This window comes from Rhizobium vallis (assembly GCF_003985155.1).
GTDB lineage: Bacteria > Pseudomonadota > Alphaproteobacteria > Rhizobiales > Rhizobiaceae > Rhizobium > Rhizobium vallis.
Genome location: NZ_ML133687.1, coordinates 776,561 through 803,289 on the forward strand (window position 1 = coordinate 776,561; position 26,729 = coordinate 803,289).

At 61.4% G+C, this 26,729-nt stretch carries 23 protein-coding genes; 8 read left to right on the plus strand and 15 right to left on the minus strand.

Translation table 11 applies throughout. The annotated features are described in order from the left end of the window. Positions 1–121 precede the first annotated feature (121 nt). The 3 genes from pepN to EFQ99_RS34960 all read right to left on the minus strand — a co-directional run bounded on the left by pepN (position 122) and on the right by EFQ99_RS34960 (position 4,304). The gene (gene pepN / locus EFQ99_RS08930) at positions 122–2,770 is read right to left on the minus strand and encodes an aminopeptidase N (RefSeq protein ID WP_126920666.1); all 2,649 of its coding nucleotides are present in this window, start codon (positions 2,768–2,770) and stop codon (positions 122–124) included. Positions 2,771–2,952: 182 nt separating this feature from the next. Then, positions 2,953–4,059, minus strand: coding sequence for a methyl-accepting chemotaxis protein (locus EFQ99_RS08935; RefSeq protein WP_126920667.1), 1,107 nt, complete (start codon positions 4,057–4,059; stop codon positions 2,953–2,955). 86 nt (positions 4,060–4,145) lie between these two features. Beyond that, positions 4,146–4,304 (minus strand): hypothetical protein, encoded by a 159-nt coding sequence (locus EFQ99_RS34960; RefSeq protein ID WP_164736353.1) that lies wholly within the window; start codon positions 4,302–4,304, stop codon positions 4,146–4,148. Between the two features lie 98 nt (positions 4,305–4,402). Between EFQ99_RS34960 and EFQ99_RS08940 the strand changes: the two genes are divergently transcribed. Both EFQ99_RS08940 and EFQ99_RS08945 read left to right on the plus strand, forming a co-directional pair. Then, positions 4,403–5,341, plus strand: a complete 939-nt coding sequence (locus EFQ99_RS08940; RefSeq protein ID WP_126920668.1) for a DMT family transporter — start codon at positions 4,403–4,405, stop codon at positions 5,339–5,341. Positions 5,342–5,585: 244 nt separating this feature from the next. Then, the gene (locus EFQ99_RS08945) at positions 5,586–6,458 is read left to right on the plus strand and encodes a hypothetical protein (RefSeq protein ID WP_126920669.1); all 873 of its coding nucleotides are present in this window, start codon (positions 5,586–5,588) and stop codon (positions 6,456–6,458) included. On the opposite strand, the gene EFQ99_RS34965 is transcribed toward EFQ99_RS08945, so the two are convergent. The 6 genes from EFQ99_RS34965 to EFQ99_RS08970 form a co-directional block, all read right to left on the minus strand. Beyond that, positions 6,459–6,617, minus strand: coding sequence for a hypothetical protein (locus EFQ99_RS34965; protein ID WP_164736354.1), 159 nt, complete (start codon positions 6,615–6,617; stop codon positions 6,459–6,461). 72 nt (positions 6,618–6,689) lie between these two features. Beyond that, complete coding sequence (locus EFQ99_RS08950; protein ID WP_126920670.1) at positions 6,690–6,881, minus strand: hypothetical protein; 192 nt, start codon at positions 6,879–6,881, stop codon at positions 6,690–6,692. A gap of 132 nt (positions 6,882–7,013) precedes the next feature. Further along, a complete protein-coding gene (locus tag EFQ99_RS08955) occupies positions 7,014–7,901 on the minus strand; it encodes a uracil-DNA glycosylase (protein ID WP_126920671.1) in 888 nt (295 codons plus the stop codon). Between the two features lie 68 nt (positions 7,902–7,969). Then, positions 7,970–9,262 carry an Hsp70 family protein gene (locus EFQ99_RS08960; protein ID WP_126920672.1) on the minus strand — a complete coding sequence of 431 codons (1,293 nt, stop codon included), beginning with the start codon at positions 9,260–9,262 and terminating at the stop codon, positions 7,970–7,972. A gap of 217 nt (positions 9,263–9,479) precedes the next feature. Next, positions 9,480–12,599 (minus strand): efflux RND transporter permease subunit, encoded by a 3,120-nt coding sequence (locus tag EFQ99_RS08965; RefSeq protein WP_126920673.1) that lies wholly within the window; start codon positions 12,597–12,599, stop codon positions 9,480–9,482. Continuing rightward, positions 12,596–13,891 carry an efflux RND transporter periplasmic adaptor subunit gene (locus EFQ99_RS08970; protein WP_126920674.1) on the minus strand — a complete coding sequence of 432 codons (1,296 nt, stop codon included), beginning with the start codon at positions 13,889–13,891 and terminating at the stop codon, positions 12,596–12,598. Before EFQ99_RS08970 ends, EFQ99_RS08965 begins: the two co-directional genes overlap by 4 nt. Positions 13,892–14,164: 273 nt before the next feature. Here EFQ99_RS08970 and EFQ99_RS08975 point away from each other — a divergent pair, with 273 nt between their 5' ends. Next, positions 14,165–15,046 (plus strand): phosphotransferase family protein, encoded by an 882-nt coding sequence (locus EFQ99_RS08975; protein WP_126920675.1) that lies wholly within the window; start codon positions 14,165–14,167, stop codon positions 15,044–15,046. Between the two features lie 2 nt (positions 15,047–15,048). Here the strand turns inward: EFQ99_RS08975 and EFQ99_RS08980 are convergent, their stop codons facing one another. Continuing rightward, positions 15,049–15,837 carry an SDR family oxidoreductase gene (locus tag EFQ99_RS08980; RefSeq protein ID WP_126920676.1) on the minus strand — a complete coding sequence of 263 codons (789 nt, stop codon included), beginning with the start codon at positions 15,835–15,837 and terminating at the stop codon, positions 15,049–15,051. Between the two features lie 253 nt (positions 15,838–16,090). Between EFQ99_RS08980 and EFQ99_RS08985 the strand changes: the two genes are divergently transcribed. From EFQ99_RS08985 to EFQ99_RS36280, 3 genes are all read left to right on the plus strand, one after another. Further along, positions 16,091–17,755: an electron transfer flavoprotein-ubiquinone oxidoreductase gene (locus EFQ99_RS08985; protein WP_126920677.1), complete on the plus strand. Its 1,665-nt coding sequence runs from the start codon at positions 16,091–16,093 to the stop codon at positions 17,753–17,755. Positions 17,756–17,890: 135 nt separating this feature from the next. After that, complete coding sequence (locus EFQ99_RS08990) at positions 17,891–18,511, plus strand: L,D-transpeptidase (RefSeq protein WP_126920678.1); 621 nt, start codon at positions 17,891–17,893, stop codon at positions 18,509–18,511. A 125-nt stretch (positions 18,512–18,636) separates the two neighbouring features. Continuing rightward, the gene (locus EFQ99_RS36280) at positions 18,637–18,867 is read left to right on the plus strand and encodes a DUF6719 family protein (protein ID WP_425376267.1); all 231 of its coding nucleotides are present in this window, start codon (positions 18,637–18,639) and stop codon (positions 18,865–18,867) included. Positions 18,868–18,914: 47 nt separating this feature from the next. Here the strand turns inward: EFQ99_RS36280 and EFQ99_RS09000 are convergent, their stop codons facing one another. Continuing rightward, a complete protein-coding gene (locus tag EFQ99_RS09000; RefSeq protein WP_126920679.1) occupies positions 18,915–19,820 on the minus strand; it encodes a DMT family transporter in 906 nt (301 codons plus the stop codon). A gap of 144 nt (positions 19,821–19,964) precedes the next feature. On the opposite strand from EFQ99_RS09000, the gene EFQ99_RS09005 reads away from it, so the two are divergent. Beyond that, positions 19,965–20,438: an Lrp/AsnC family transcriptional regulator gene (locus EFQ99_RS09005; RefSeq protein ID WP_126920680.1), complete on the plus strand. Its 474-nt coding sequence runs from the start codon at positions 19,965–19,967 to the stop codon at positions 20,436–20,438. Between the two features lie 28 nt (positions 20,439–20,466). Here EFQ99_RS09005 and mgtE read toward each other — a convergent pair whose 3' ends face one another. Next, a complete protein-coding gene (gene mgtE / locus EFQ99_RS09010; protein ID WP_126920681.1) occupies positions 20,467–21,840 on the minus strand; it encodes a magnesium transporter in 1,374 nt (457 codons plus the stop codon). A gap of 265 nt (positions 21,841–22,105) precedes the next feature. Then, a complete protein-coding gene (locus tag EFQ99_RS09015; protein ID WP_126920682.1) occupies positions 22,106–23,335 on the minus strand; it encodes an MFS transporter in 1,230 nt (409 codons plus the stop codon). Positions 23,336–23,636: 301 nt separating this feature from the next. Here EFQ99_RS09015 and EFQ99_RS09020 point away from each other — a divergent pair, with 301 nt between their 5' ends. Then, positions 23,637–24,581 (plus strand): diacylglycerol/lipid kinase family protein, encoded by a 945-nt coding sequence (locus tag EFQ99_RS09020; RefSeq protein WP_126920683.1) that lies wholly within the window; start codon positions 23,637–23,639, stop codon positions 24,579–24,581. Between the two features lie 21 nt (positions 24,582–24,602). Here the strand turns inward: EFQ99_RS09020 and EFQ99_RS09025 are convergent, their stop codons facing one another. Both EFQ99_RS09025 and EFQ99_RS09035 read right to left on the minus strand, forming a co-directional pair. Next, positions 24,603–25,955 (minus strand): glutamine synthetase family protein, encoded by a 1,353-nt coding sequence (locus EFQ99_RS09025; RefSeq protein ID WP_126920869.1) that lies wholly within the window; start codon positions 25,953–25,955, stop codon positions 24,603–24,605. Positions 25,956–26,128: 173 nt separating this feature from the next. Further along, entirely contained in the window at positions 26,129–26,659 is a 531-nt protein-coding gene (locus tag EFQ99_RS09035) for an A24 family peptidase (RefSeq protein WP_126920684.1), read from the minus strand. Positions 26,660–26,729 lie beyond the last annotated feature (70 nt).

Genomic DNA, 26,729 nt, shown 5'->3' on the forward strand with positions numbered 1-26,729 from the left:
TCGCCTTGTCCAGAGGTAAAGGTAAAAATCCGTTAACTATTTCTGATTTCGCGCTTTTCCGCCGATTCGGGTCGCCGGATGGAAGGCCGGCGCATCGTTGCGACGGCCCGTCCGAAGTCGATCACCCTTTAAGCGTGCGTTCGACGATGTCGCGCACGTCGGTCGAAAGAGCTGGAGCCCGCTCGATCTCAAGGAGTGCTGCGCGGGCATGGTCGGCACGCACCGGCTCCAGCGAGCGCCAGGAGCGCATGGAGGTGAGGATGCGTGCGGCAAGCTGCGGGTTGCGCCCGTCAATATCGAGAATCTGGGCGGCCAGGAAGCGATAGCCTTCGCCATCGGCGCGGCCGAAGCCGGTCGGATTGCCGAAGGCGAAGCTTCCGACCAGAGAACGCATCCGGTTCGGGTTGGTCCGCTTGAAAAGCGGATCGTCCATCAGAGCGCGAACCCGATCCAGGGTTTTCGCGCCGGGAATGCCGGCCTGGATCGCGAACCATTTGTCGATGACGAGCGCATTCTCCGCGAAACGGTCACGGAATGTCGCCAGCGCCTCGCTGGCCTCCGCGCTGTCGGGGAAACGGTGGGCCAGGATCGTCAGCGCATGGCTGAGATCGGTCATGTTATTGGCCGCATCGAAGGCGGTCTTGGCGCGAGCCGGCGTCTGTTCGGTATACGAGAGATAGGTGAGGGCGGCATTGCGCAGCGCGCGCAGACCGGCGCTTTTCGCGTCAGCATTGAAATCGCCCGATGTCGTCATCGTTGCGTAGAGGGCGGCAAAGACGTCCTTTCCGGCATCGGCGATCTGTTTCAGGACCGCTTGCCTGCCGGCATGGATGGAATCGGGATCGTTGTTGCCGCCGAGTTCGCGGGCGATGTCGGATTCGCTCGGCAGCGCCAGCGCCTGGGCGCGGAAGGCGGGCTCGAGGCTCTCGTCGGCGGCGGCCGCAATCAGCGTCTCGACGAAGGTCGCCTCGCAGGCGACCGGCTTGCCCTCGCGGGCGTCGCGCGCTGCTTTCAGGAGGTTCGGCAGCGCAAGGTCGGTCAGCGCCTGCCAGCGGGCGAAATGATCCGTCTCATGGCGAGCGAGATGGGCGAGATCGGCCGGGCTCTGATCGAAATGCAGGTTGATCGGCGCCGAGAAGCTGCGGTTGATCGAAACGACCGGCCGCGAGCCAACGCCATGGAACACCGCCGTCTGCGTGCGGCCTGTGAGATGCAGCACGTCGCCGGCGTATTCCGCGCCCTCGACGGAGCTCGGCTCGATCTTGCCGCCGTTTTCACCGAAGAGCGCCACGCTCAGCGGAATATGCATCGGCTCCTTGACCGATTGGCCGGGGGTAGCAGGCGTCATCTGTTCAAGCGACAGGGTGAAGCTGGCCGCCGCCGCATCGTAGCTGCCCGACGCAGTGACGAGCGGCGTGCCGGCCTGGTGGTACCAGAGCGAAAATTGCGCGAGGTCGCGCCCGCTTGCCTCTTCGAAGCATTTGACGAAATCCTCGATCGTCACCGCCTGGCCGTCGTGGCGGTCGAAATAGAGGTCCATGCCCTTCTTGAAGTCGCCTCTGCCAAGCAGCGTCGCGATCATCCGCGTGACTTCGCTGCCCTTCTCGTAAACCGTCGTCGTGTAGAAATTATTGATCTCGCGATATTTCGTCGGCCGTACCGGATGGGCAAGCGGACCGCTGTCTTCGGGAAACTGCTCCGATTTCAAATGACGCACCTCGGCGATGCGCTTGACCGGGCGCGAGCGCTGGTCGGATGAAAATTCGTGGTCGCGATAGACCGTCAGGCCTTCCTTGAGGCAGAGCTGGAACCAGTCGCGGCAGGTGATGCGATTGCCGGTCCAGTTGTGGAAATATTCATGCGCGATGATCGTCTCGATATTGGCATAGTCGGCATCGGTCGCGATCTCGGGATCGGCGAGCACGTATTTGTCGTTGAAGATGTTGAGGCCTTTGTTCTCCATGGCGCCCATGTTGAAGTCGGACACGGCGACGATCATGAAGATATCGAGATCGTATTCGCGGCCGAAGACCTCTTCGTCCCACTTCATCGACCGTTTCAAGGCGTCCATGGCATAGGCGGCGCGCGGCTCCTTGCCGTGCTCGACATAGATCTTCAGCGCCACTTCACGGCCGGACATGGTCGTGAACGTGTCTTCGACGACGCCGAGATCGCCGGCGACGAGCGCAAAGAGATAGCTCGGCTTCGGATGCGGATCGAACCAGGCGGCGAAATGCTTGCCGGGGCCGTAGCCCGCGCCGCCGAGAAAGTTGCCGTTCGACAGGAGCAGCGGGTTGGCGTCCTTGTCGGCGATGATGTTGACCGTGAATGGCGCGAGCACGTCCGGCCGGTCGGGGAAATAGGTGATGCGGCGGAAGCCCTCAGCCTCGCACTGTGTGCAATAGATGCCGCCGGTGCGGTAAAGGCCCATCAGCTGGGTGTTGGCCTCGGGATTGATGATTGTCGTGATCGTCAGCTCGAACGGCGCGCTTTCCGGCAGGTCGCGCACCGTCAGGCTGTCCGGCGTCGCGTCGTAGCGCGAAGGGTCCAGCTCCACCTGGTCAAACAGCAGCCCCGACAGCGTCAGTTCGTCGCCGTCAAGAACGATTGGCGCCGTGGGATCGGCGCCCGGGCGGCGGTGAAAGATGAGGCGGGCCTCGACCTTTGTCTCCGTCGGGTCGAGTTCGAAGGTCAGGTCCACGCGTTCCAGCTCGAAGTCGGTGGGGCGGTAATCTGCCAGATGAATAACCTGGCCGGTATCTGTTCGCATGGTGGTTCCTGAAGACCGTTATTGGACAATCGCGGAATACAGAGGCGGGCGCACTCTGCTATAAATTTGCCGGGCATGATTACATTAAAGTCTGAACTAAAGTTAAAGCAAATTGCCCGAGAACATGAAGTTCCCGGGCAATTACTCTGTTTGTAACCGTGAGGCGCGATTTCAAGTGGCCACTATTTTAGGTTGAGCGCTATCTTGATCGCCGCATCGCTTTCCGTCCGCTGCACGACGACGCCGTACCAGCCGAGTCCGTCATAGTCCTCGTAGCCGAGGGTGCGCGCGAAGGCGACGATCGAGCCATTGTTGTCGTAGTAGCTGCCTTTTGCCTGGCCGGATGGGTTGGCGAGCGCAAAATGGGAAAAGAGGAACGCGGGATTGGTGGTGGCGATGACCCGGCTCTTGCCGTCGAGCAGCATGACCGTCGTCTTTTCCGCCAGCTGCGGCGGCAGGTTCGCCTCTTTCTCGACGATCGCCTGGCCTTGGTTCTGCCAGTCGAAATAAACGCCGAGCGTGCCGATCAGCCGCCCGTCAAGCTTGCCGTTTTCGCGGATGCCGGTGGCATAGACGAGCGCATGCCTGTTGTCGTGGAGAGGGCTGGATTTGACGTCATCGACGATATACGCGTCGCCGGAAGCGCAGGCCGACGCAGCACGGAACCATGGGTCGCCGGCAAGGCTCGTTCCCGCGAGCTTGCGCTGGAAATGGGGATTGGCCGAGGCGATCACCTTGCCCGAGAGATCGGTCATGACGAGATCGAGATAGACGGTGTAGAAACGGTTAATGGCGCCGAGACGCTCCGCTGCGAAGGCAACGGTTTCCCGGCCGGGTTCCTGCAGCGCCTGCCAGAGTGCCGGGTCCGTTGCCCACCAGCGCACATCGGCCGTGCGCTCGAAGAGATTGCGCACGATGAGCTGCACCAACGTTTGCGCGAGATCCGTCAGGCGCACGCCCTCCATCTCTTCGACAAGTGAATCGGCCATGGCGCGGCTGAGGCCGATGCGGCCGAGCACGTTGCTCTCGAACTTGCCGGTGATGTCGGTTGCGATCTGAGCCAGCCGCTGTACCTCGTTGGCGACGACCGCAAAGCCCTTCCCGGTCTCGCCGGCTCTTGCCGCCTCGATCAGCGCATTGATCGCAAGCAGCTTGATCTGCTTGACGATATGCGTGTTGTCGGCGCTGAAGCGCTCGAGATCGGTGCTGATGCCGTCGGTAACGACGCGCATGGAGCGCGGTGTCGCATTCTGCGATTGGGCAATTGTTTCTGCGCTGAGCGGCTTCATCAAAGTATCCTGGAGGGTGGGCAATCGTTTGGCGGTGAAGGTGATTTTTGAAATGGATGACGAAAAACGATGCTCGGCTATGGTTTTCAATTGGTTAATGCCGAGCGGCCGCGCTTGGACATTTTAGGGTGAATGGCCTCAGGGAGGAGAATTTTCGGCGCAATGCGGATGTAGCTGCGCAGATCGAGCCTCCGCGGAAGCGAAATTGCGATTCTCCCGGATTTGACTGCGGTTTTTTCGCCCATCGGAAATTTCTTTCGATACGATGCGGGAAATCATCCGCTGCGTTCCCGAGTCGAACGCATCTCCCCGCCGTGTTAAGTCAGTATCAAGAGCCAGGATCATGCACTCGGTTCTCAGAAATCCGATGAGAGGCATCATGCTGAAAGTCTCGTCGGTCGTGGTCTTCCTGGCCATGCAGACTTTCATCAAACTGGCCGGCTCGGACATTCCGCCCGGTCAGGTCACTTTCTTCAGGTCCTTCTTCGCGCTTTTCCCGATCATGGCCTTTCTCGCCTATAACAGGCAGTTGCGGCCGGCTTTCTACACGGCCAATCCGATTGGGCATCTGAAGCGCGGCACGATCGGCATCATGTCGATGGCTTTCGGCTTTTACGGCCTCATGCATCTGCCGCTGCCGGAGGCGATCGCGCTCGGCTATGCGTTGCCGCTCGTCGCTGTGATCTTCGCCGCGGTTTTTCTCGGCGAGACCGTGCGCGTCTATCGCTGGAGCGCTGTTTTGGTCGGCATCGTCGGCGTCGCCATTATCTCCTGGCCGAAACTCACCCTGTTTCGTGACGGCGGCATGGAGGCAGAACAGGCAATCGGCGCGCTCTCCGTGCTACTTTCGGCCGTTCTCGGCGGCATGGCCATGATTCAGGTTCGCCGCCTCGTCGAGGAGGAGAAGACCACGACGATCGTGCTCTATTTCTCGATCACCGCATCGGTCTTTTCGCTAGTCTCGCTTCCTTTCGGCTGGCTCATGCTGCCATGGCCTTCGGCGCTCTGCCTGATCGCGGCCGGCTTCTGCGGCGGCGTCGCGCAGATACTGCTGACGGAAAGTTACCGTCATGCCGATGTCTCCACCATCGCACCGTTCGAATACACGTCGATCCTGCTCGGCGGTATCGTCGCCTATTTCGTCTTCGGCGACGTGCCGAGCGCCACCATGCTGATCGGTACGGTCATCGTTGTCGCCGCCGGCATCTTCATCATCTATCGCGAGCATCAGTTGGGTATCGAGCAGAGGGAGGCGCGCAAGGCCACCACGCCGCAAGCCTGAGCAGCAAGCTCATGATATAGAAGGTTTTTAACCCAGGAATTGCCGCGGTGCGAAAGTTGCGCTCAAAGGCTGAAAAGAATGGTGAATTTTTAGGATATCGCCGGCCTGCGAAATATGATTGTAGAACGTGAGAGACTATCATTTATTCGAAGCTGTGCATGTCTGAATGGCCGCTGATGCCGGAGGAGCTTCCGGTATCGCTGCTCCGAACGCTGGCCTGTGAGCGGGGGTGGAGAAAAGCATAATGGCGTTCACGGCGGAGCAATTGGCGGGGAACTCCTCCTTTCTGATGAGCATCCGCTTTTTGGCTGGCCGGACGCGCGGCATGTTCGATGCCGGTCCTCGGCTGGCGCGGCTGCTCGCCTCCCACCAGCGCTGGCTTCTGACCCAGACTGCCTATGCTCTCAACCTCGAATATGATCCGCGCGATCCGACGTCGGGCTTCACCGCCGTGCGGCTGACCGGACGCATCACTGCCCACAAGGTCGCGAGCCGCAATACAGTGCTCGCCTTCATCGAAGAACTCCATACTTACCGCTTCATCGTGCATACGCCGGGCGACGAGCGGCGGCGGCCGCGCCATTTCGAGCCGGCCGAAGTCAGCCATCAGGCGATGTTCGGGTGGATTCTTGCCAATCTCGCCGCGCTCGACCTGCTCGATGGCGGTCAAAGGGCAGCTTTTTTTCAGGCAAACCCCTCTTTGATGAAGCTCGCCCAGCCGCGCATTGCCCGCCATTGCCTCGAAGATGCCGCCTGGCGCGAACCGCCGGAACAGGTGGCGCTGTTTCTCTGGACAGAAGCCGGCGGCCTTGTCGTCGATCACCTCATGGCCCGGATGGATATCGAAAACGCGGAGCCGGAAAGGTTCCCTGTCGGCCGCGTCGAAACCCGCGCGCTCGCCGGCGATTTCATGATGTCACGCACGCACCTGCAACGGCTGCTGGCAAAGGCGGCGCAGCGCGGCTGCCTCGGCTGGCACGACGAAACGCGCAAGACGCACCTTTGGATATCGCGAAATTTCGTCGAGGAATATTGCGCCTGGCAGGCGGTCAAATTCGCCTATGTCGATGAAGCCTTCGAATGGGCGAAAGCCCAGGGCGAGGAAATGACCGCCTGATCAGAGAACGATTGCCGCAGCGCCTGCGCCAATTCGTTTGTCCGCATCGGCCGGCTTGACGGAAAGCTCGCGCTCATATTCCCGCGCGGCGCAGACCGCTGCACGGATATGCTCGAACGTGTCGATGTTGCTCAGAAGCGATATCAGGATCGTGGACATTTCAGGGTACTCTTGACATGAGAGGGCAGGCTGCGCGGCTGAAAAGACGCGCGGCGCTGCGGAGCCTGCCGCTCAATACTGCTGGAAGTCCGCGAAGATAGCGGTCGGGCGCGCGATACGGCTGCTGACGCCGGTGCCGCGGGCAACCATCTGTTCGTTCGTGGCAAAGCCGAAACGGCTGTAGCCCTGAGCGGAACGAAGTTGATCGCCGGCGAGGCGAAGGGTTTCAAACCCGCAATGGATAGGACGAAAACGCTTGTTCATGGCCTTGGTTCCTGTGATTCCTCCCAAGACACAGAGTTATATTGCGGTGCAGCATAGATTTCGCAATGCACTGTGGCGCGATGCAGCTATGCGAAAAATGCATAGGCAGCTTCATAAATTATTCAACTTTGGCTAATTTCTAAGCAAAGAGAGGGACTTAAGCTTCGCCTGAAAGGCGAGCAGATCATTCCAGGCCAGCCGTTTATTGACAGGCGCGGTCAGGAGATCCTGCGGATGCAGGCTTGCTATGGCAGGAATGACACAGTCCGCAACGGCGATCTCCTTCCAATGACCGCGCAGGCCATGAATCGTGTCGTTTTCGCCGAAGAAGAACCGCGCCGCAAAATTGCCGAGCAGCAGAATCACCTTGGGTTCGGCCAGCGCGATCTGCCGCTCGATGAAGGGCCGGCAGATATCCATTTCCGCCGCAGAGGGCGCACGATTGCCGGGTGGCCGCCAGGGGATGACCTGTGTCAGCAGGATAGTCGAGCGGCTAAGCCCGATCGCGGCCAGCATCTTGTCGAACAGCTGGCCGGATTTTCCCGAGAAGGGCACACCTTCGCGATCATCCTCGGCGCCCGGCGCCGAACCGATCACCATGATGCCGCTTTCGGCATCGCCGGCGGCAAAGATGGTCGAGCGGGCGCTGTGCTTGAGGTTGCAGCCGTTGAAGGTTTCGATCGCCGTCTTGAGCTCGCCGAGCGATCGCGCACTTTCGGCAGCGAAGCGAGCCTGCTGCACGGCCTCGCCGTCGGGAATGGCAGGTTGCGGGCCGGACGCTGCGCGTTCGGCCGGGGCCGGGCGCGCCGCCGCATTCGGACGCGGTGATACCTGACGTTCCCTAGGGGCAGGGCGCTCCTGCTGCGCGGGTGTCGCGGGACGGCGGGCGGCCTTCATCGCCTCGAACTCGGCGAAGCGGTCGATCGCCTGTTCCTCCAGCAGCCATTCCACGCCGGCATCCGCATGGAAATGCAGAAGCGCTGCTAGCTCGGCGGGCGAAAGGTCGTTGGCGGAGATCATGCGGCAAGTCTAGCGGAGAGAAATGGGCATTGAAAGGGCGGGCGGCGCATTGCCGGCCCTTGCTCGTTCTATTGCACAGTCCATTGCGAGATGTCGTCGCGTTCGCCGATCAGCGCCAGGCCATGGGCGATCGACAGCAGTTCGCCGCCGCTTTCGATCCGGTCGCGCTCGAAGCGCTCGGTGAAGATGCGGCGCACCGCCGGGACGAAGGAGGTGCCGCCGGTCAGGAACACCTTGTCGATCTCAGTCGCTTTCGTTTCGGTCTTCTCGAGCACGTCGTCGAGCGCGCCTTCGATGCGCGCAAGGTCCTCGGCGATCCAGCCTTCGAAGTCGCGGCGTTTGATGCTGCGATGCCCGCCGCGGCCAAGCGGCGCGAAATCGAAAGCTGCCTCTTCCGAATTCGAGAGCGCCATCTTGGTCGCCGACACCGCCTGATAGAGCGGATAGCCCTCGTCATGGTCGATGAGGTCGATGAAGATTTCGAGCTTTTCCGGCTCCAGGCTGGTGCGCACCAGCTTCTTCAGATCCTCGAATTCGCGCGTGGTCTTGAAGATTGACAGCTGGTTCCAACGGCCGAAGCTGGAATAGTAGTTGGAGGGCACTTCGAGGATCTTGTCGAAGCTCTTGAAATGGCTGCCCTTGCCGATCAGCGGCGCAACGATGTTGTCGATCATCCTATAGTCGAAATGATCGCCGGCGACGCCGACGCCGGAGTGACCGATCGGCGTGGCGGTGAGCTTGCCGGCGATCGTCTCGAAGCGGATCAGCGAATAGTCGGTCGTGCCGCCGCCGAAATCGGCCACCAGCACCGTCGCATCCTGCTTCAGGTTCTGCGCGAAGTAGAAGGCGGCGGCGACCGGTTCGTAGACATAGTGGATTTCGGGAAAGCCGAAGCGCGACAGCGCCTCATTATAGCGTTCGGTCGCCAGCACAGGATCGGGGCTCGCTCCGGCAAAATGCACCGGTCGGCCGGTGACGATGCGGCTGACATCCGAAGGCCAGTGATCACCGGCATAGTTGCGCAGGCGCCTGACGAAAACCTCCATCAGATCCTCGAAATTATGCCGCTTGGCGAAGATCAGTGTGCCCTGGAACAGGGCGCTGGCCGCAAAGGTCTTGATCGACTGCAAAAAGCGGCATTCGCCGGGATTGTCAATGAATTGGCGGATCGCCGCATGGCCGGCCTCCACCTTCAGTGCTGACGCGCCGAGCTGCGCATCCTTCATGAAGGAAAGTGCCGTGCGCATGCTGTCGGCCGTACCCTCCGTGCTCGTGAACGCCATCGAGCGTGTCGTCCCGCCGTCCGCCATAGCGAGAACCGTATTCGTCGTGCCGAAGTCGAAACCCAGCGCCTGAGCCATGCTCGCACCTCTTCATGCCGATTGTTATTGAAGACGGAGCATCGCTCCGCAATGGGCGCCCGGGCGCCCGGATTCAGGAGGGCGGGTGATGCCACAGGGGCGTGACACATTCAAGGGGATTGAAGGCTCATATGACCACGGGCGCACTTCGTCTTCCGGCTAGAAAGAAGAAGTGCGCCCTGGGCTCATCGGTTATGCCGAAATCAGCAGGCTGTCGTTACTCGGCGGCCATCGCCCTTGCCTCTTGCACCTCCGGCTCCTGGACCTTCTTCTCGCCGATCAGGCGGCCGAGGAAATTACCGAAGCGGTCCATCTCGACGAAGATGACGGGGGTGATGAAAAGCGTCAGCATCTGCGAGACGATGAGACCGCCGACGACGGCGATGCCGAGCGGTTGGCGCAGCTCGGAGCTTGCGCCGCTGCCGAGCGCAATCGGCAGGGCGCCGAGCAGGGCGCAGAAGGTCGTCATCATGATCGGCCGGAAGCGCCGCACGCAGGCCTCGTGGATCGCCGCCGTCGCCTTTTCACCCGTCGTGCGCATCGTCTCCACCGCCACGTCGATCATCATGATCGCGTTCTTCTTGACGATGCCGATCAGCATCAGGAGGCCGATCAGCGCGATGATCGAGAGGTCGAAGCCCATGATCTTCAGCGCCAGCAGCGCACCGAAGGCCGCGGCCGGCAGGCCGGACAGAATAGTGAGCGGATGGATGAAACTTTCATAGAGCACGCCGAGCACGACATAGATGGTCAGAATGGCCGCCAGGATCAGATAGGGCGTATTGCCCTGCGACTGCTGGAAGATCTCGGCCGTACCGCCATAGGAGGTGAAGACGTCCGCCGGCGTGGCGATGTCCTTCTTGATCTGGTCGATCGCCGCCGTCGCGTCGCTGAGCGAGACGCCTTCCGGCAGGTTGAAGGAAACCGTCGTCGAAACGAGCTGGCCGGTCTGGTTGATGGTGACGGGGCCGGTGGTGCGCTGGACATGCGCGAAGTTCGAAAGCGGCACCAGGCTGCCATTGGCCGAGGCGACGCGGATCTCCGACAGCTTCTGGTCGTCCCAGGGTTTGCTCGTATCATATTCGACGATGACGTTGTAGCTGTCGCCGGTCGATTGGATTTCGGCTGCCGTATATCCGCTGAAGGATTCCTGCAGGGTCTTGCGCAGCGTGCCGTTGTCGATCCCGTAGGCGGCAGCCCGCTCGGTATCGATGACGATATTGGCCTGTAGGGCGTTGTTCTGGGCGTCCGACGTCACGTCGGTGAACTGCTGGCGATCCGCGCGCATCGCCGCCTGGATCTTGCCGGCCCAGAGGTTGGTCTGGTCGGTATTCAGCGCCTGCACGACCAGCTGATATTGGCTGGCGGTCTGGCGGCCGCCGAAGCGTAGGCTCTGGTTCGGCGTCACGAAAGCCTGCAAGCCGGGGATCTTGTTGATCGCCGTGCGCAGCTCGCGCAGCGTCTGGTCGAGCGGCGGGCGCTCCGTCTTATCCTTGAGCTCGACGAACATCGAACCGTTGTTCTGCGGTTTGTTCGGGTTGCCGCCGATCGTGGACATGACGTGATTGACCGCCGGGTTGGCCTTCACTGCGGCTGCCGCCTGCTGCTGCAGCGCTTCCATGGCGGAATAGGAAATATCCTGGCGGGCCTGGGTGCTGATCGTCAGGCGGCCGATATCCTCCTGCGGGAAGAAGCTCGTCGGCAGCGTCATGAAGAAATAGACCGTCAGCGCGACCGAGCCGAGGAAAACGCCAAGGATCGTAACGCGATGACGCAAGCACCAGCCGACCGACCTGTCGTAGCCGCGCAGGGTCCGCTCGAAACCGGCATCGAAGAGGCGGATGAGGAGCGGCGGGCGGCTGTGGTTGTTGGACAGACGCGAGCCGAGCATGGGCGTGACGGTCAGCGAGACGATCGCCGACGAGATGATGGCGATGGCGACCACCATGCCGAATTCGTTGAACACGCGGCCGACGACGCCGCCCATCAAGAGGATCGGGATAAAGACCGCGATCAGCGAAACCGACATCGAAATGATGGTGTAGCTGACCTCGCCGGCACCCTTGATCGCCGCCTCTCGCACCGGCATGCCTTCCTCGACATGGCGGAGAATATTCTCGAGCATCACGATCGCGTCGTCGACCACGAGCCCCACCGCGAGCGTCAGCCCGAGCAGGGAGATGTTGTCGATGCTGTAGCCCAGCACATACATCATGCCGAAGGTCGAAATCAGCGATAGCGGAACGGCAAGCCCGGGAATGATCGTCGCCGTCGCATGGCCGGTGAAGAGGTAGATGACGAGAACGACGAGGCCGATCGTCAAGAGCAGCGTGAACTTCACGTCGGCGATGGCGGCGCGGATCGGTTTTGCCGCATCGTTCATCACGACCGTGGCGACCGAGGGCGGAATTTCGGCATGAAGCTGCGGCAGCTTGGCGTTGATCGCATCGACGACATCGACCGTGTTGGCATCCGGCTGTCGCTGGATGGCGAGGATGATGCCGCGCTGGCCGTCATACCAACTGCCGGTATATTGGTTCTCGACGCTGTCCTGAACATCGGCGATATCGCCAAGATGGATCGGCGCGCCGTTCGGAGTGGCGATGACGAGCGAACGGAATTGGTCGGCATTGGTGCGCTGCGTATTCGCAGTGATGGTCATGGCCTGCGAATTGTTCTGCAGCGTTCCCACGGGCTGCTGGCTGTTGGCGGCAGCAAGCGCCTTGTTGACGGTATCGATGCCGATGCCGCGGGTGAGCAGCTTGTTGGGATCGACCTCGACGCGCACGGCATAGGTCTGCGCGCCGTAGACGCTGACCTGGGCAACGCCAGGAAGTGTGGAAAGCGACGGCGAGATGATGTCCTCGGCGATCTCGTCGAGCTTGCTGCGCGGCATGGTGTTGCTCTGCACGGAGAGCAGCATGACGGGCGCATCGGCGGGGTTTGTCTTGCGGTAGCTCGGCGGCGTCGTCAGGTTGTCGGGCAGCTGGCGGGTCGCATGCGAGATCGCGGCCTGGACGTCGGCTGCAGCCGAGTCGATGTTGCGGTTGAGGTCGAATTGCAGCACGATGCTGGTGCTGCCGAGCGAGCTCGACGCACTGATTTCGCTGATTCCGGGGATCGTCTCGAATTGCTTGATCAGTGGCGTGGCGACCGAGGTCGCCATCGTCTGCGGCGAGGCGCCGCTCAGTTGCGCCGAAACGTTGATTGTCGGAAAGTCGACCTGCGGCAGCGCCGCGACCGGCACGAGCTGATAACCGGCGAGGCCGGCCAGAATGACGCCGATGGCAAGCAGCGTCGTCGCGACGGGGCGCTGGATGCAGAAATTGGGGATCATTGCTCAGCTCCCACCGCGATCGTCTCGGACTGCTGCTGTTGCCGAGGCTTTTCGGCGGACGCGACATCGAGCGTCTTTTCGTCGAACTGCTCCTTGATGGCCTGCTGGTCGCTGAGCTGGCCCTGGCCCTCGACGACGACGTGGTCGCCTTCCGAAAGGCCCGAGGCAATTGCGGTAAAGCTGCCATTGGCGCGGGCAACGGTGACGGGCGTCAGCTGTGATTTGCCGTCCTTGGCAACGAAAGCGAAAAACCCATCCGGCCCGGGGCTGACGGCAACCGTCGGCACGACCACCTGCTGTTCCTCATTGTTGAAATGCACCACGATGTTGACCGACTGGCCCGGCCACAGAGCGCCGGAGGCATTCTCGAACTTCGCCTTGGCGAGGATCGTGCCCGAGGCCATGTCGACCGTGTTGTCGTAGAAGCTGATCTCACCCTTGCGGACCTTTCCCTTGGTGGAAGAGGGAACCGTGCTGACCTGGACCGGCCCGGCTGCGAGAGCGATCTTCAGCTCGCGCAGATAGCGTTCCTGCAGGTGGAATTTCACATAGATCGGATCGTATTTGGCGATGGTCACGATTGCAGCACCAGCATTAAGAAAAGCGCCCTTGCTGATGGCGATATCGCCGAGCCGTCCGTCGAAGGGAGCGCGGATATCGGTATGCTCGAGCAAGATCTGATCAGAGGCAAGGGTCGCCTTGTCGGCGTCGACCGTTGCCGCGGCGGTATCGCGGGCGGCGACCGCCTGGTCGAGGCTCTGTTGGGTGCCGGCTTTCTGGTTGAAGAGGTCCTGCGCGCGCGTCAATGCGGTCTCGGCTTCCGAACGGGTCGCCGTATCCCGCACGATCATCGCATTGTCCTTGTCGACGGCCGCCTTGGCCGTCCGATCGTCCAGCTTTGCGATCAGGTCGCCGTCTTTGACGGTCGCACCATCCTCAGCGTTGATGCTGACGATCAGGCCCTGCTCCTGCGCCGCAATGGTTGTGTTGTCATCGGCATCGGCCCAGCCGGTAGCCGTCACATCGGTCGGCAGCGCCGTTTTCACGGCGGCAACCGTCTTGACGACAGTTGGGCCGCCGCCGCTGCGTCTACGGCCGCCACCCTGATGCTGCCCGCCATCCGGGGCTTGATCGGTCTGTGCCTGTTGTCCGCCGCCATTGGCGCCTACCGGCTGCTTGATGATCTGCGAAAGATAGGGAATGCGGGATGCATAGGGGATGAGATTCCCGAATTGCCAGATGCCGACGGCGGCGACTGCGATAAGGCTGACGGTGATCCAAAATTTCTTCATGGGTGAGACCGGACTTTGGGCAAGGTTGCTGGGGGCAAGGTTGCAAAATTTTATGCCCTGATTGAACCACTTCTATTGCGGCGCAAAAAAGACATAATTGTCCGTCCACGATCACTAAGTGGTTATAACGGCTTAAATTTTTGTAATGAATATTCCGTAATATTCAAACACTACTAATATAGTGGCCTGCGCAACTTGATGCAGTCCGACGGCTGTAGCGTATGCCTTTCGTTGCGCGGAAAAACGCAGAAAAAACAGAAAAGGCAGGTCGTCATGACTGAGTTGGACGCCAGCGAGTTTCGCTCTCTCATCACAAGCGTGTTTCCTCATCTCACCGGGGCTGTCTTCAGACTGGCGGCGAAGGGCTGGGATTCGATGGCGATTGACGTCGACGACACGCTGATTTTCAAATTTCCCCGCACTCTCAGTGCGGAACGAGCGCTTCAAAAGGAAGCTGCCTTGCTCGACGTCATCAGGCCGTCGCTTTCGATAGCGGTTCCCGACATGCATATTCATGACGGTCCGCCGGTCTTCTCCAGCCATACCAAGATCGAGGGCGAACATCTCATCACCGAGGATTACGAGGCGCTAGGCGGCGGCGACCGTCAGCACCTGGCGGAGGATCTCGCGCGGTTTTACGCCGAGCTGCATGTGCTCGATGCCGGTCGCATGCGCACCGCTGGCGCAACCGCAATCCTGCCATGGCAATCGCCGGAGGCGGTCAGGTCCAAGGCTTTGCCGCTGTTGCCGCCCGATATCGGGAGCTTTGCGGAGGCCATCATTTGGGATTTCCAAGCCTTGCCGCCCGATCCTTACGGCAACGTCTTCGGCTTTTTCGACGGCCACGGCTGGAACATGGCCTTCGATCATGCGCATAGGAGGCTGAACGGCATCTACGATTTCGCCGATTCTGGCTTCGGCCCGTTGCACCAGGAATTCATCTACTCGAACTTCATTTCGCCTGATCTGACCGCCCGCATCGTATCGGCCTATGAAATTCTGACCGGACGCAGGCTTGACCGGCGGCGCATCGCAATCCTGACCGGTTTCCATCGTCTTTCCGAACTCGCCGAAATCGCGGACGATCCGGCCAATGTCGAGCAGATGATCCGAAGTGTCGCGACATGGACCGCCGCCGCGGCCCGCGTCGGCTAAGGTTAGACAGATCGCGCCGCGCCGCCGTCGCAGCGGATGAGCGAGCCGGTGATATAGCTTGCCGGCTGGCTGCAGAGGAAGGCGGCCGTTGCGGCAAATTCCTCGACCTTGCCATAGCGACCGACCGGAATGCGCGTTTCCTTCTCAGTGCGGATTTCGTCCAGGCTCTTGCCTGTCCGCTTTGCCGCAGCGCCGTCGAGATCGTCGAGCCGCGCGGTCAGGATGCTGCCCGGCAAAAGCAGGTTGGTGGTGACGCCGAAGCGCGCGACTTCCGAGGCAAGCGTCTTGCTCCAGCCGGCTAGCGCTGGGCGCAGCGTATTCGACAGTGCCAGATTGGCGATCGGTTCGATCACGCCCGAAGAGGCAACGGTCAGGATGCGGCCCCAGCCCTGCGCCTTCATGCCGGGCAGCAGCGCATTGGTCAGCGTGATGACGCGGGCGACCATGGAGAAGAAATAGGTCTCAAGCTTTTCGACCGTCATGTCCTCGGTTGTCCCGGGCGTCGGCCCGCCGGTATTGTTGACGAGGATATCGAGCCCTGCGAATTTCTCTTTCACCGCCGCCGTTGCTGTCTCGACGAAGCGTTCGTCGCCGAGATCGGCCCAGATCCAGTCGGCCTTGCCCTTGCCTTCGGCATTGATCGCCTTGCAATTGGCCTCCAGCTGTTCGCCGCTGCGCCCGCAGAGCAGTACGTTTGCGCCCTCCCGCGCCAGCGCCACAGCGATGCCGAGGCCCAGGCCGCGTGAGGAGGCGAGAACGAGCGCGCGTTTGCCTTCGATGCCGAGATCCATGACTTTGTCCTCCGATGTCTTCGAGCGAGGTATAAGGCGCAAACGGCGAAAAAGGAAAGGCTGCGTGATTGGGCTGGCGACGTTTGCTAATTGACGTTAACGTAAACGTTATGTCATCCTCGTGCAGGACGCGTATCATTGTGCGAATTGGAAGATCGGCTGTCGTATCCCGGCTCGACAATCCCTTCTCGTTTTGACAAGAAAGTGCCGATCAGGGGATGACGGCCGCCTGCGGCCAAGTGGAGACGAATGGATGACCGAGCTGAGTGAGCTGCCCGAACGCGAAAGCATGGAATTCGACGTGGTGATCGTCGGCGGCGGACCTGCCGGTCTGTCCGCGGCGATCCGCCTGAAGCAGGTCAATCCTGAACTGTCGGTCGTCGTCCTGGAGAAGGGCTCCGAGGTCGGTGCCCATATCCTGTCCGGCGCCGTCGTCGATCCCATTGGCATCGATCGGCTGCTGCCGGGCTGGCGCAGCGAGAGCGACCATCCCTTCAAGACCGAGGTCACGGCCGATCACTTTCTGGTCCTTGGTCCGGCAGGCTCGATCCGGCTGCCGAATGTGCTGATGCCACCCTTGATGAACAATCACGGCAATTACATCGTCTCACTCGGCAATGTCTGTCGGTGGCTCGCGACCAAGGCGGAAGAACTCGGCGTCGAGATCTATCCGGGCTTTGCCGCAACCGAAGTGCTCTACAATGATGCTGGCGCGGTCATCGGTGTGGCGACCGGCGATATGGGCATCGAGAAGAACGGCGAGCCTGGGCCGAACTATACCCGTGGCATGGAACTGCTCGGCAAATATGTGCTGATCGGCGAGGGCGTGCGCGGCTCGCTCGCCAAGCAGTTGATCGCCAAGTTCGATCTCTCGAAAGACCGTGAGCCGCAAAAGTTCGGCATCGGCATCAAGGAGCTCTGGCAGGTCAAACCGGAGAACCACCGGCAGGGGCTGGTGCAGCACTCCTTCGGTTGGCCGCTCGGCATGAAGACCGGCGGCGGCTCGTTCCTCTATCACCTGGAAGACAATCTGGTGGCCGTCGGTTTTGTCGTCCATCTGAACTACAAGAACCCCTATCTCTATCCCTTCGAGGAATTCCAGCGATTCAAGACGCATCCCGCGATCCGCGGCACCTTCGAGGGCGGCAAGCGCCTGTCTTACGGTGCGCGTGCGATCACAGAGGGTGGCTACCAGTCGGTGCCGAAGCTGTCCTTCCCCGGCGGGGCGCTGATCGGCTGTTCAGCCGGTCTCGTCAACGTGCCGCGCATCAAGGGCAGCCACAATGCCGTGCTGTCGGGCATGCTGGCGGCCGAAAAGATCGCTGCGGCGATCGAAGCCGGTCGCAGCCATGACGAGGTGGTCGAGATCGAGAATGAATGGCGCAAGGGCGACATCGGCCAGGATCTAAAGCGGGTTCGCAACGTCAAGCCGCTGTGGTCGAAGTTCGGCACGGCGATCGGCGTGGCGCTCGGCGGTCTCGATATGTGGACGAACACGCTGTTCGGCTTCTCCTTCTTCGGCACGCTGAAGCATGGCAAGACCGATGCCCAATCGCTCGAACCCGCCTCGCAGCATAAGCCGATCGCCTATCCGAAGCCGGATGGCGTCCTGACCTTCGATCGTCTGTCCTCGGTGTTCCTGTCGAACACCAACCATGAAGAGGACCAGCCGGTGCATCTGCAGGTGAAGGACATGGGCCTGCAGAAGCGCTCCGAACATGACATCTATGCCGGTCCATCGACGCGCTACTGTCCGGCCGGCGTCTATGAGTGGGTGGAGAAGGACGGCAAGGACGTCTTCGTCATCAACGCTCAGAACTGCGTGCACTGCAAGACCTGCGACATCAAGGACCCGAACCAGAACATCAACTGGGTGCCGCCGCAGGGCGGCGAAGGACCGGTCTATCCGAATATGTGAGGCGGATCGGCATCGCAGCCGGCAATTTCACGGGTTGACGCTTTCGTGATCGTTTGCCGGCGGCGGGTCTTAGCTATTCGTTAACCATAAATTCCTTAGCTTGCGACATCTTCGTGACGCACTAAGGACACTTTCATGACGATCTCCCGCCGGGGCTTTCTGATTGCTCTGCCCCTTGTCGTGGCCGGCTGCTCTTCGACAGGTTTGAACAGCCAGACGAATTACGCAGCACTTCCTGATGAGAAATTTCCACTGAGGCAGGTGCCGATCGACAAGATCAAGCCGGAGCTCCGTCGCCAGGAAGTCGCCTACGAAACCACGCATGCAGCGGGCACCATCGTCGTCGATACGCCGGCGCGTCGCGCCTACTATATCCTCGGTGACAACAGGGCGATGCGTTACGGCGTGGGTGTCGGGCGCGAGGGGCTGGCCTTTGCCGGCGACGCCTATATCGGCCGCAAGTCCGAGTGGCCGAACTGGACGCCCACCGAAAACATGCAGCGCCGCGAAGAGCGCTATCGCAAGCTTGCCGGCGGCATGCCGGGCGGCCCGAACAACCCGCTCGGCGCACGCGCTATGTATCTCTATCGCGGTGGCAACGATACGCATTTCCGCATTCACGGCACGAACCAGCCGGAATCGATCGGCCTGGCCATGTCGAGCGGCTGCATCCGTATGATGAACCACGACGTAATCGATCTCTACAGCCGCGTCGATGTCGGCGCCAGGGTTGTCGTTATCCAAGCTACGGCCTAAGCCCAGGGCCGAAAGCAAAGCGATGCGCTCAGGGCGAGCACGGCGAACATCGCTGATGGAAGTGATTTGACGAACGGGACAAGTGTGCTCAGTATACTGCAGTCTTTTCATAGAGGGAGGCCGCAATGCGTAGTATAGGCGTAATAGTTTCTATCGTGGCACTGTCTGCGTTTGCCGGTGCTTTACCCGTACTGGCGGCCATCAAGACCGTTACGCAGAGGCCGACAACTCAGTCATTGCCGGCGGGACATGCGGTGCTTTTTAATGACGGGCAGTGTCCTGCAGGGCAGATTGCCAAATTCGTGCATAAAGAGAAGTCGGGTCAACTCAAAAAATCCTGCGTTCATTCGAACTGAACCGCCGCAGCATATCGCTGACGGCGGCTCTTGATTGATCGAAACGCTCAGCGACGCTTGGCGGCAATGCCGGTCGAAAGCGCCACGCCGATGCCGGTGGTGACAGCGGCGCTGATTTCGGCAAGGCCCGTCTGCTCGCCGAGCAGGAAGCCGCCGCCGAGCGTCGCAAGCACCGGCGTCAGCGCCGTGAAGGCCGCAGCCTGTGTTCCCCCGAGGGTGCGAACGGCCGTGCCATAGGCGACCATGGCGACGAGACCGGAAAGAATGCCCTGGCTCAGGACCTGCAGGCCGACTTCAGGGAGCGGAGCCTGCGGCAGCGAAATTCCGAAGACGAGAGCAAGTACGGCCATGATCAGGAAAGACCAGACGGCAATCAGGGCACTGGCCTGAACGGCAGTCAGACCCGAGCGGCGAAAGGCATGTGTATAGCTTGCCCAGAGCGCTGCGCCGGCCGGCAGCATGACAAAGCTCGTCCAGGGCAGGGAGGCATCGGCAAGGCTGCGGCCCAGCAGGATCAGCACACCGCCAACGATTGCCGCCAGCCCGGCGATGCGCGTAACATCCGGACGTTCCCGAAACAGCAGAATGCCGATCAGCGCGGTGGCCAGTGGCATCGAGCCGCCGAGCAGAATGCCCGATGAGGCGGCCGGTGTGGAGTGAATGGCAAGCGTCGTCACCAGGAAGAAGATCGCGCCGCAGCCGGCGACCATGATCGCCAGCAGATGAAGCGGCAGGCCCTTCGGAAACAAGCCGGTACGAAGCCAGACCGGCGAGAGAACGAGCGCCGGAATACCGAAACGGATGAGCCCGATATCGATCGAGCCGAGCGATGTCGCGGCACTGTGGCGGGTTGCCAGAAACCAGGTCGACCAGATCAGCACGGTGATCGTGCCAGCGGCATAACCCAGCGTCTGCGACGGCGATCTTTCATTTGAAAATGCAATCGTGCTCATCGTCCTAATCCTTTCCTTCATCCGGATCTGTCCGGTCGAAGAGAAGATTAGCGCCAGATGCCGAGGCATGTCCTTGCTATCTGTGGCTCGAAAATCGTATCATGCGCAATCTTCTGCCAATTGATGTCAATGGATATTACGAAAATGCCAAATCTCGATAAATTCGATATTGCCATCCTGAAATGCCTGCAGGAGGATGCGCGGGCCACCAATGTCGAAATCGCCGAGAAGGTCAATCTCTCGCCGTCACCCTGCCTGCGCCGCATTCGCAATCTCGAGCGCTCCGGTATCATTCGCGGATACACCGCCGACATCGATCGCAAGGAGGTTGGTCTCGGCCTGACGGTCTTCGTGGAATTCAAGGTGGTCCATCACAGCCGCGAGAATTCGGAGGCGCAGCAGAAGGCGCTGCTCGCCATCCCCGAGATCGTTTCCTGTTTTCTGATTTCGGGCACGGCCGATTTCCTCGCCGAAGTGGTGGTGGAGGATCTCGCCGCCTATGAGCGGCTTCTGACCGAGACGCTGCTGACCCTGCCGAATGTCAGCGACATCCGCTCCAACTTCGCCATCCGCAGCATCAAGACGCATGGACCGTTGAAGCTGCCCGAGCGAAAATAATTCCCCTCGGGCTTGCCGCATGCATGTTCTACAGCAGCGTGCCGCTGAGGATGAGCAGCGCCACCGAGAAGTAGATGACGAGCCCGGTGACGTCGACCAGCGTGGCGACGAAGGGGGCGGAGGCGCTGGCCGGATCTAGCCGCAGCTTCTGCAACACGAAGGGCAGCATCGAGCCGCAGATCGAGCCGAAGGTCACGATGCCGATCAAGGCGGCAAACACCGTGATGGCGACCATCTGCCAGTGCGGGCCATAGTCGTAGAGCCCGGCCGATTGCCAGAAAACGATGCGCATGAAGCCGACGAGGCCGAGGATTGCGCCGAGCACGATGCCGGTCGGCAATTCGCGCAGGAGCACCTTCCACCAGTCGGAAAGCTTCAACTCCCCGAGCGCTAAGGCCCGGATGATCAGCGAAGTTGCCTGCGAACCGGAATTGCCGCCCGAGCTCATGATCAGCGGGATGAACAGGGTCAGCACCACGGCCTTCTCAAGCTCGCCTTCGAAATGCTGCATGGCGCTTGCCGTCAGCATCTCGCCGAGGAACAGGGCAGCCAGCCAACCGGCGCGCTTGCGGATCATGCCGGCGAAGCTGATCTTCATGTAGGGCTGGCCGAGCGCTTCCATGCCGCCGAATTTCTGGGCCGCTTCCGTCGTGTCTGAGATCATCGTATCGATCACGTCGTCGACCGTGACGATGCCAAGCACCTGCCCATGTTCGTTGGTCACCGGCAGGGCGAGCAGATCGTGTTTGCGGATCAGGCGGGCGACATCCTCCTGCTTCATCAACGGATCGGCTGAAACCGGGGTTCCCTTCTGAGCCACCGAGAGGATGGAGGCGTCTGGCTCGCCGGTAATCAGGCGGCGCAGCGTCACCACATGCATCAGCGCGTGGCTCACCTCGTCGAGCACGTAGATGGCATAGACGGTTTCGCGTGAGCGTTCGACCTGGCGCACATGGTCCAGTGTCTGGGCGACGGTCCAGCTCACAGGCACGCTGACAAACTCTGTCGTCATGATGCCGCCGGCCGTGCGCGGCGGATAGCCCATCAAGTGCTGGATAGCGATGCGCACCGGCTCGTCGAGGCTGGAGAACAGACGGGCGCGGGTCTCGCCGTCGAGTTCGAGCAGCACGTCGGCGACGCGGTCGTTTGACATGCCGTGCAGCAGCCGTGCTGCGTCCTCGTCGCTCATCAGCGCTAGAATCTGTGCGGCGTTGCGAAGCTCCGGCCGGTCGAGAATGTTGACGGCATAGTCCATCGGCATGCCGGACAACACGCGCCCTGCGTCCTGGACGGTCAGCGCATTCAACGCATCGACGTGTTCGGCGATCGTTGCGCCGCGGCTATTGTTGATGAAGGCACGGGCGGCATGGCCTGCCCGAAGTGGGAAGCGATTGATATTCATATAAGGCTCGCCTTTCCGTCGATCCGCCGTAGCGTCCGACGAGCGAGCCGACAGGAGTCGGTCAGCGCACGAGGGCCGCGTACGGCAAAGGCAATCGACTGCTACTGTCGCTTGGCATCGTGAAGATGGCTCCGTTGAAATCCGCGGAAGACAAGTGCCGTCCACGTGAGATGCTAGGTGGTCCCGAACGCGAAAAAAGTCAAGCGGGGTAAATGCTTAACGCCAGAATGTCGCACCCCCCCCGCGCCTTGCGGACGTGGATGCTTTAGGCAGCCTGCGCGCTCCGGCCACGGCGTTCCAGGCGGAACGACGCTGCAAAGACGAAGAGGCCGAGGAAGGAGAGTGCCGCACCGACATAACCGGTTGCCGCAAAACCGTAGCCCCAGGCGATGACGAGGCCGCCGAGCCAGGCGCCGATCGCATTGGCGATGTTGAAGGCGGAATGGTTGGACGCGGCGGCAAGCGTTTGCGCATCGGCGGCGACATCCATCAGCCGCGTCTGCAGCGCCGGACCGGCGGCAAAACCGCAGCCGACGAGGAAGACGCAAAGACCGAGCATATAGGGGTTGGCGGCGGTCAGCGAGAAGGTCGTAAGCACGACGATATTATAGACGAGCGAGCCGCCGATCGTGCCGAGCAACGACTTGTCGGCGAGCCACGAGCCGATGAAATTGCCGGCATTCATGCCGACGCCGAAGAGAACAAGCATGATCGGAACGGCGCTTTCCGACAGCATCGCCACCTCGGTCGTCGTCGAGGCGATATAGCTGAACATCGCAAACATGCCGCCATAGCCGACGGCGGCGATGCCGAGGGTCAGCCACACCTGCGGCCGGCGAAAAGCGCCGAGTTCGCGCAGGAACCCCGCTTCCTCGGAAACCTTGTCCCTGGGAACGTAGAACCAGATCAGCGCCACCGTCAGCAGGCCGACGAAGCCGACCGAGAAAAACGCGACCTGCCAGTCGAGCGACTGGCCGAAGAACGTCGTCAGGGGGGTGCCGAGAAGGGTCGCGACGGTCAGGCCGAGCATGACGCGTCCGACCGCGCGGGCGCGCCGCTGCACCGGCACCATCGAGGCGGCAACGAGGGCTGCGACGCCGAAATAGGCGCCATGCGGCAGGCCGCTTACGAAACGCATGAACGTGAATGTCTCGAAGGTCGGCGCCATGGCGCTTGATATATTGCCGGCCGCAAAGACCAGCATGAGCGTCAGGAGCAGGGTGCGGCGCGCCATCTTTGCGGCCAGCACGGCAATGACCGGCGCGCCGATGACGACGCCGAGCGCATAGGCGCTGATGACGTAGCCGGCCTGCGGCGTCGTCACCGAGAAAGTGTCGGCAACATTTGGCAGCAGTCCCATGATCGCGAATTCGCCGGTGCCGATGCCGAAGCCGCCACAGGCAAGCGCCAGCTGAACCAGCGCCACTGTCGTTGCTGACGGCAGCTCTTCAGCCGGTTGGCTATCGATGGAATCATTAATGGCGATCTCACTCACGATAGCTCCTCGAGGCGGGGATTTGCTTGGCAATGGCCCCTGGCGCAAGCACGGTCATGGGCCGATCGTTGGAAATGGCGGGAAGTGGAGAGATCTCTCCGATATATGATCTATCCGTGATGCATCGGCAGGCGTCGAGTGCATTTTTCGCAGTGCAGCGTCCTGCTATGTGCATATGTCCGTTGCAGTATTTGCATTTCTGCCATTTTTCGGGGGAAGCGCCGGCGCTTGAAATCGCCGATACCGCAACCATCTCAGGGGCAAAGGCAGGATCATTTCCGCGCCAGAGACAGGAGCCCTCATGAAGCTTGTAGGCTTTTTTAATCGCGACGGCGGTACCTTCAAGACCACCGACATGCTGGCCTACGAAAAGAGGGCGGAGGAGGCATTCCGCGACGCGGGGCACGATTTCGACGCCATCGTCTTCTCCGGAAAGGAAATCATTCCCGCCATGGAGCGGGCGGCCAAGCGCGACGATATCGACGGGATCGTCGCCGGCGGCGGCGACGGCACGATTTCGGCGGCGGCATCGATCGCCTGGAAGAACGGAATTGCGCTTGGTGTCGTGCCGGCCGGCACCATGAACCTCTTTGCCCGCTCGCTGCGCGTGCCGCTCGATATCTGGCAGGCGCTCGATGTGCTTGCCACCGGCGAGATTGACAACGTCGATATCGCCAGCGCCAACGGCCGGCCCTTCATCCATCAGTTTTCTGCTGGCCTGCATGCCCGCATGGTGCGCTACCGCAACGCCTACAGCTATCGCTCCCGGCTGGGCAAGATCAGGGCGAGCACGAAGGCGGCCTTGGGCGTCGTGTTCAATCCGCCGGAGTTCGAGGTCGAGTTCGAGGCGGCCGGCATGCGCGAGCGCCGCTGGGTATCGGCGATCTCCGTCTCCAACAATCCCTTCGGCGAGAATGCGCTGCTTTACGCCGACAATCTGCGAAGCGGGGAACTCGGCTTCTACACGGCAAATCCGCTAAAGCCCCTCGGCGTCGCCCGTCTCGCCATCGACATGCTGCGTGGCAAGGTCCGCGAGAATGCCGACGTCATGGTGATGCATCCGGCCGAGGTGCATCTCCATTTCCCCAAACTACGCTCCAAGGCCAATTGCGTCATGGATGGCGAGCTATTGCCGCTTCAACGCAACGTCTCGATCCGGCTTCATCCCGGCGAATTGAAGGTCTTGGTCAAGCAGGGTCTCGCTGCCCAGGTGAATGCGGACGAACGCCGCGAGCCGGCTGCGTAAGCCGGCCTGTCGCTCGAGGGATTAGAGCCGCGGCAGATAAGTGCGATAGTCGAAATCGGAGACGGTGCGCAGATGCGCGAGCGCCTCCTTGCGCTTGGTATCGCCATAGAGCGCCTGATAGCGGGCGCCGAAGATATCGGCGATGAAGGGCGAGGCGCGGAAGGTCTCGACGGCGCTCAGGAAGTCATGCGTCAGCCGCGCGGTATTTGCAGGCGTAAACGAGGGTGTCGTTTCCTCGCCGGGGTCGAGTTCGCCGTCGAGGCCGGCCAGCATGCCGCCAAGGATTGCAGCCAGCAACAGATAGGGATTGGCGTCGGCGCCGGCGACGCGATGCTCGATGCGCGCGGCCGGCCCATCCTTGTCGGGTATGCGGATCGCGGTGCCGCGATGGCCGCTGCCCCAGGTGAGATCGACCGGCGCAAACGAGCCCGGCTGGAACCGCCGGTAGGAATTGGCGAAGGGGGCGAAGATCAACTGCGCCTCGCGCATGCTATCGAGCAGGCCTGAAATGACCGATTTGATGAGCTTCGGCTCGCCGCCTTTGGCATCGAGGATGTTGCGGCCTTGACCGTCGATGATGCTCGCATGCACATGCAGGCCGGAGCCGGCATGTTCGGAATAGGGCTTGGCCATGCAGGTCGATTTCAGCCCGTGCCGGCGCGCCGCCTGCTCGGCGATGCGCTTGAGATAGAGGCAGTCGTCGGCAGCGGCCAGCGCATCGGGACGGTGCAGCAGGTTGACCTCGAACTGGCCTGGGCCGAATTCCGCCGTTGTCGCATCCGCCGGCAGTCCCTGCGCCCGCGCATAGGCCCTCAGCGTCCCAAGGTAGTCGTCGAGTGCGCCGACGGCGCTCATGTCGTAAAGCTGGAAGCCGTTCGGTTCGCCGCGATAGGTGAGGCTTTCGGGCGGGGAGGGACGCCCGGTTTGGCGCCAGTCCCCTGACATGACATAGAATTCCAGTTCGGTCGCCACGACCGGCGTCAATCCGCGCGCGGCATAACGCTCCAGCACCGAGGCGAGGATGGCGCGCGGGTCCATGAAGCTCGGGCTGCCGTCGAATTCGTGCATGGTGGCGAGCACCTGCATCGATCCATCGGGCGCCCAGGGCATCGGCGTGAGGCTGCGCCGGTCGGGAATGAGCTTGCCATCGGGATCGCCGATCGTCAGCGACACGCCGGTGATGTCGTCATTGTCGTCGCCCCAGATGTCGAGCGATTGCGTCGAGGTCGGCAGGCGGATTTCGCCGGCCCAGACCTTGTCTTCGGCGCCTGATGGAAGCTGCTTGCCGCGCAGGTCGCCGTTCATGCCGACGATCAGGATCTCAAAACGCTTGTCGCCGCCTTCGGTCTTGCCGTCCATCCTGTCGCTCGCCATGGCCTTGAAAATTCTCCGGAACAAGGCCAAGCTCCTATCTCATCGACTGCAGCCTTTCAATCCGCGGGGGGGCTTTCACCAGCCACGCCAGATACCTACCCATCCTCGAACCTCGCCGCGATCGACGCCACGCACCCTCCTGCTTTCGCAATGGGGCTCTTGCCGATGCCAGGTCACCGCAGCTGTTGTCGGATAATGGGCAAAGCCAAGGTGAGAAGCGCGGCGAAAACCATGACGACGCCATAAGGTACCTTCCGGCTCGCCCGGATTTCCTCGATGCGCATGAAAAAGGCGAGATGTGCGACAGGCAGTGGCACCGGCAGTCGCAGGAGCAGGAGCGTCACGATGCCGAGGACGAGAAGCAAAAACGAAAACGGCAGCATTCCGTGCCATCCGATAAAAAGGCCGATCGGCAGGAAAAGCTTGGCGTCTCCTGCGCCAAACAGCCGGAACGCCCAGAGCGCCACCCCAAGGGCGAACATCAGTAGACCGGCCGCGAGGTCGCCGCCAATTCCGCTCGAGGCAAACAGCGCAGCGCCGACATCCTGTGAGCCAAGTATCACGGCCACGGTGCGTAGCGCATAAAGTGCAACGAGCGCGAGCACAATCGCGTTGGGGATCTTCCATGTGCGGAAATCGGTCCAGGCGGCGTAGAGAAAAACAAATACCGAAAGCGAATTAATAACATCGATCATTTGCGGCATGGTATTCACCCTTTTGGGCTATTATAGCCTGATTTGCAAGTTGTTATACAGTAAATCCAGACGACTGAGT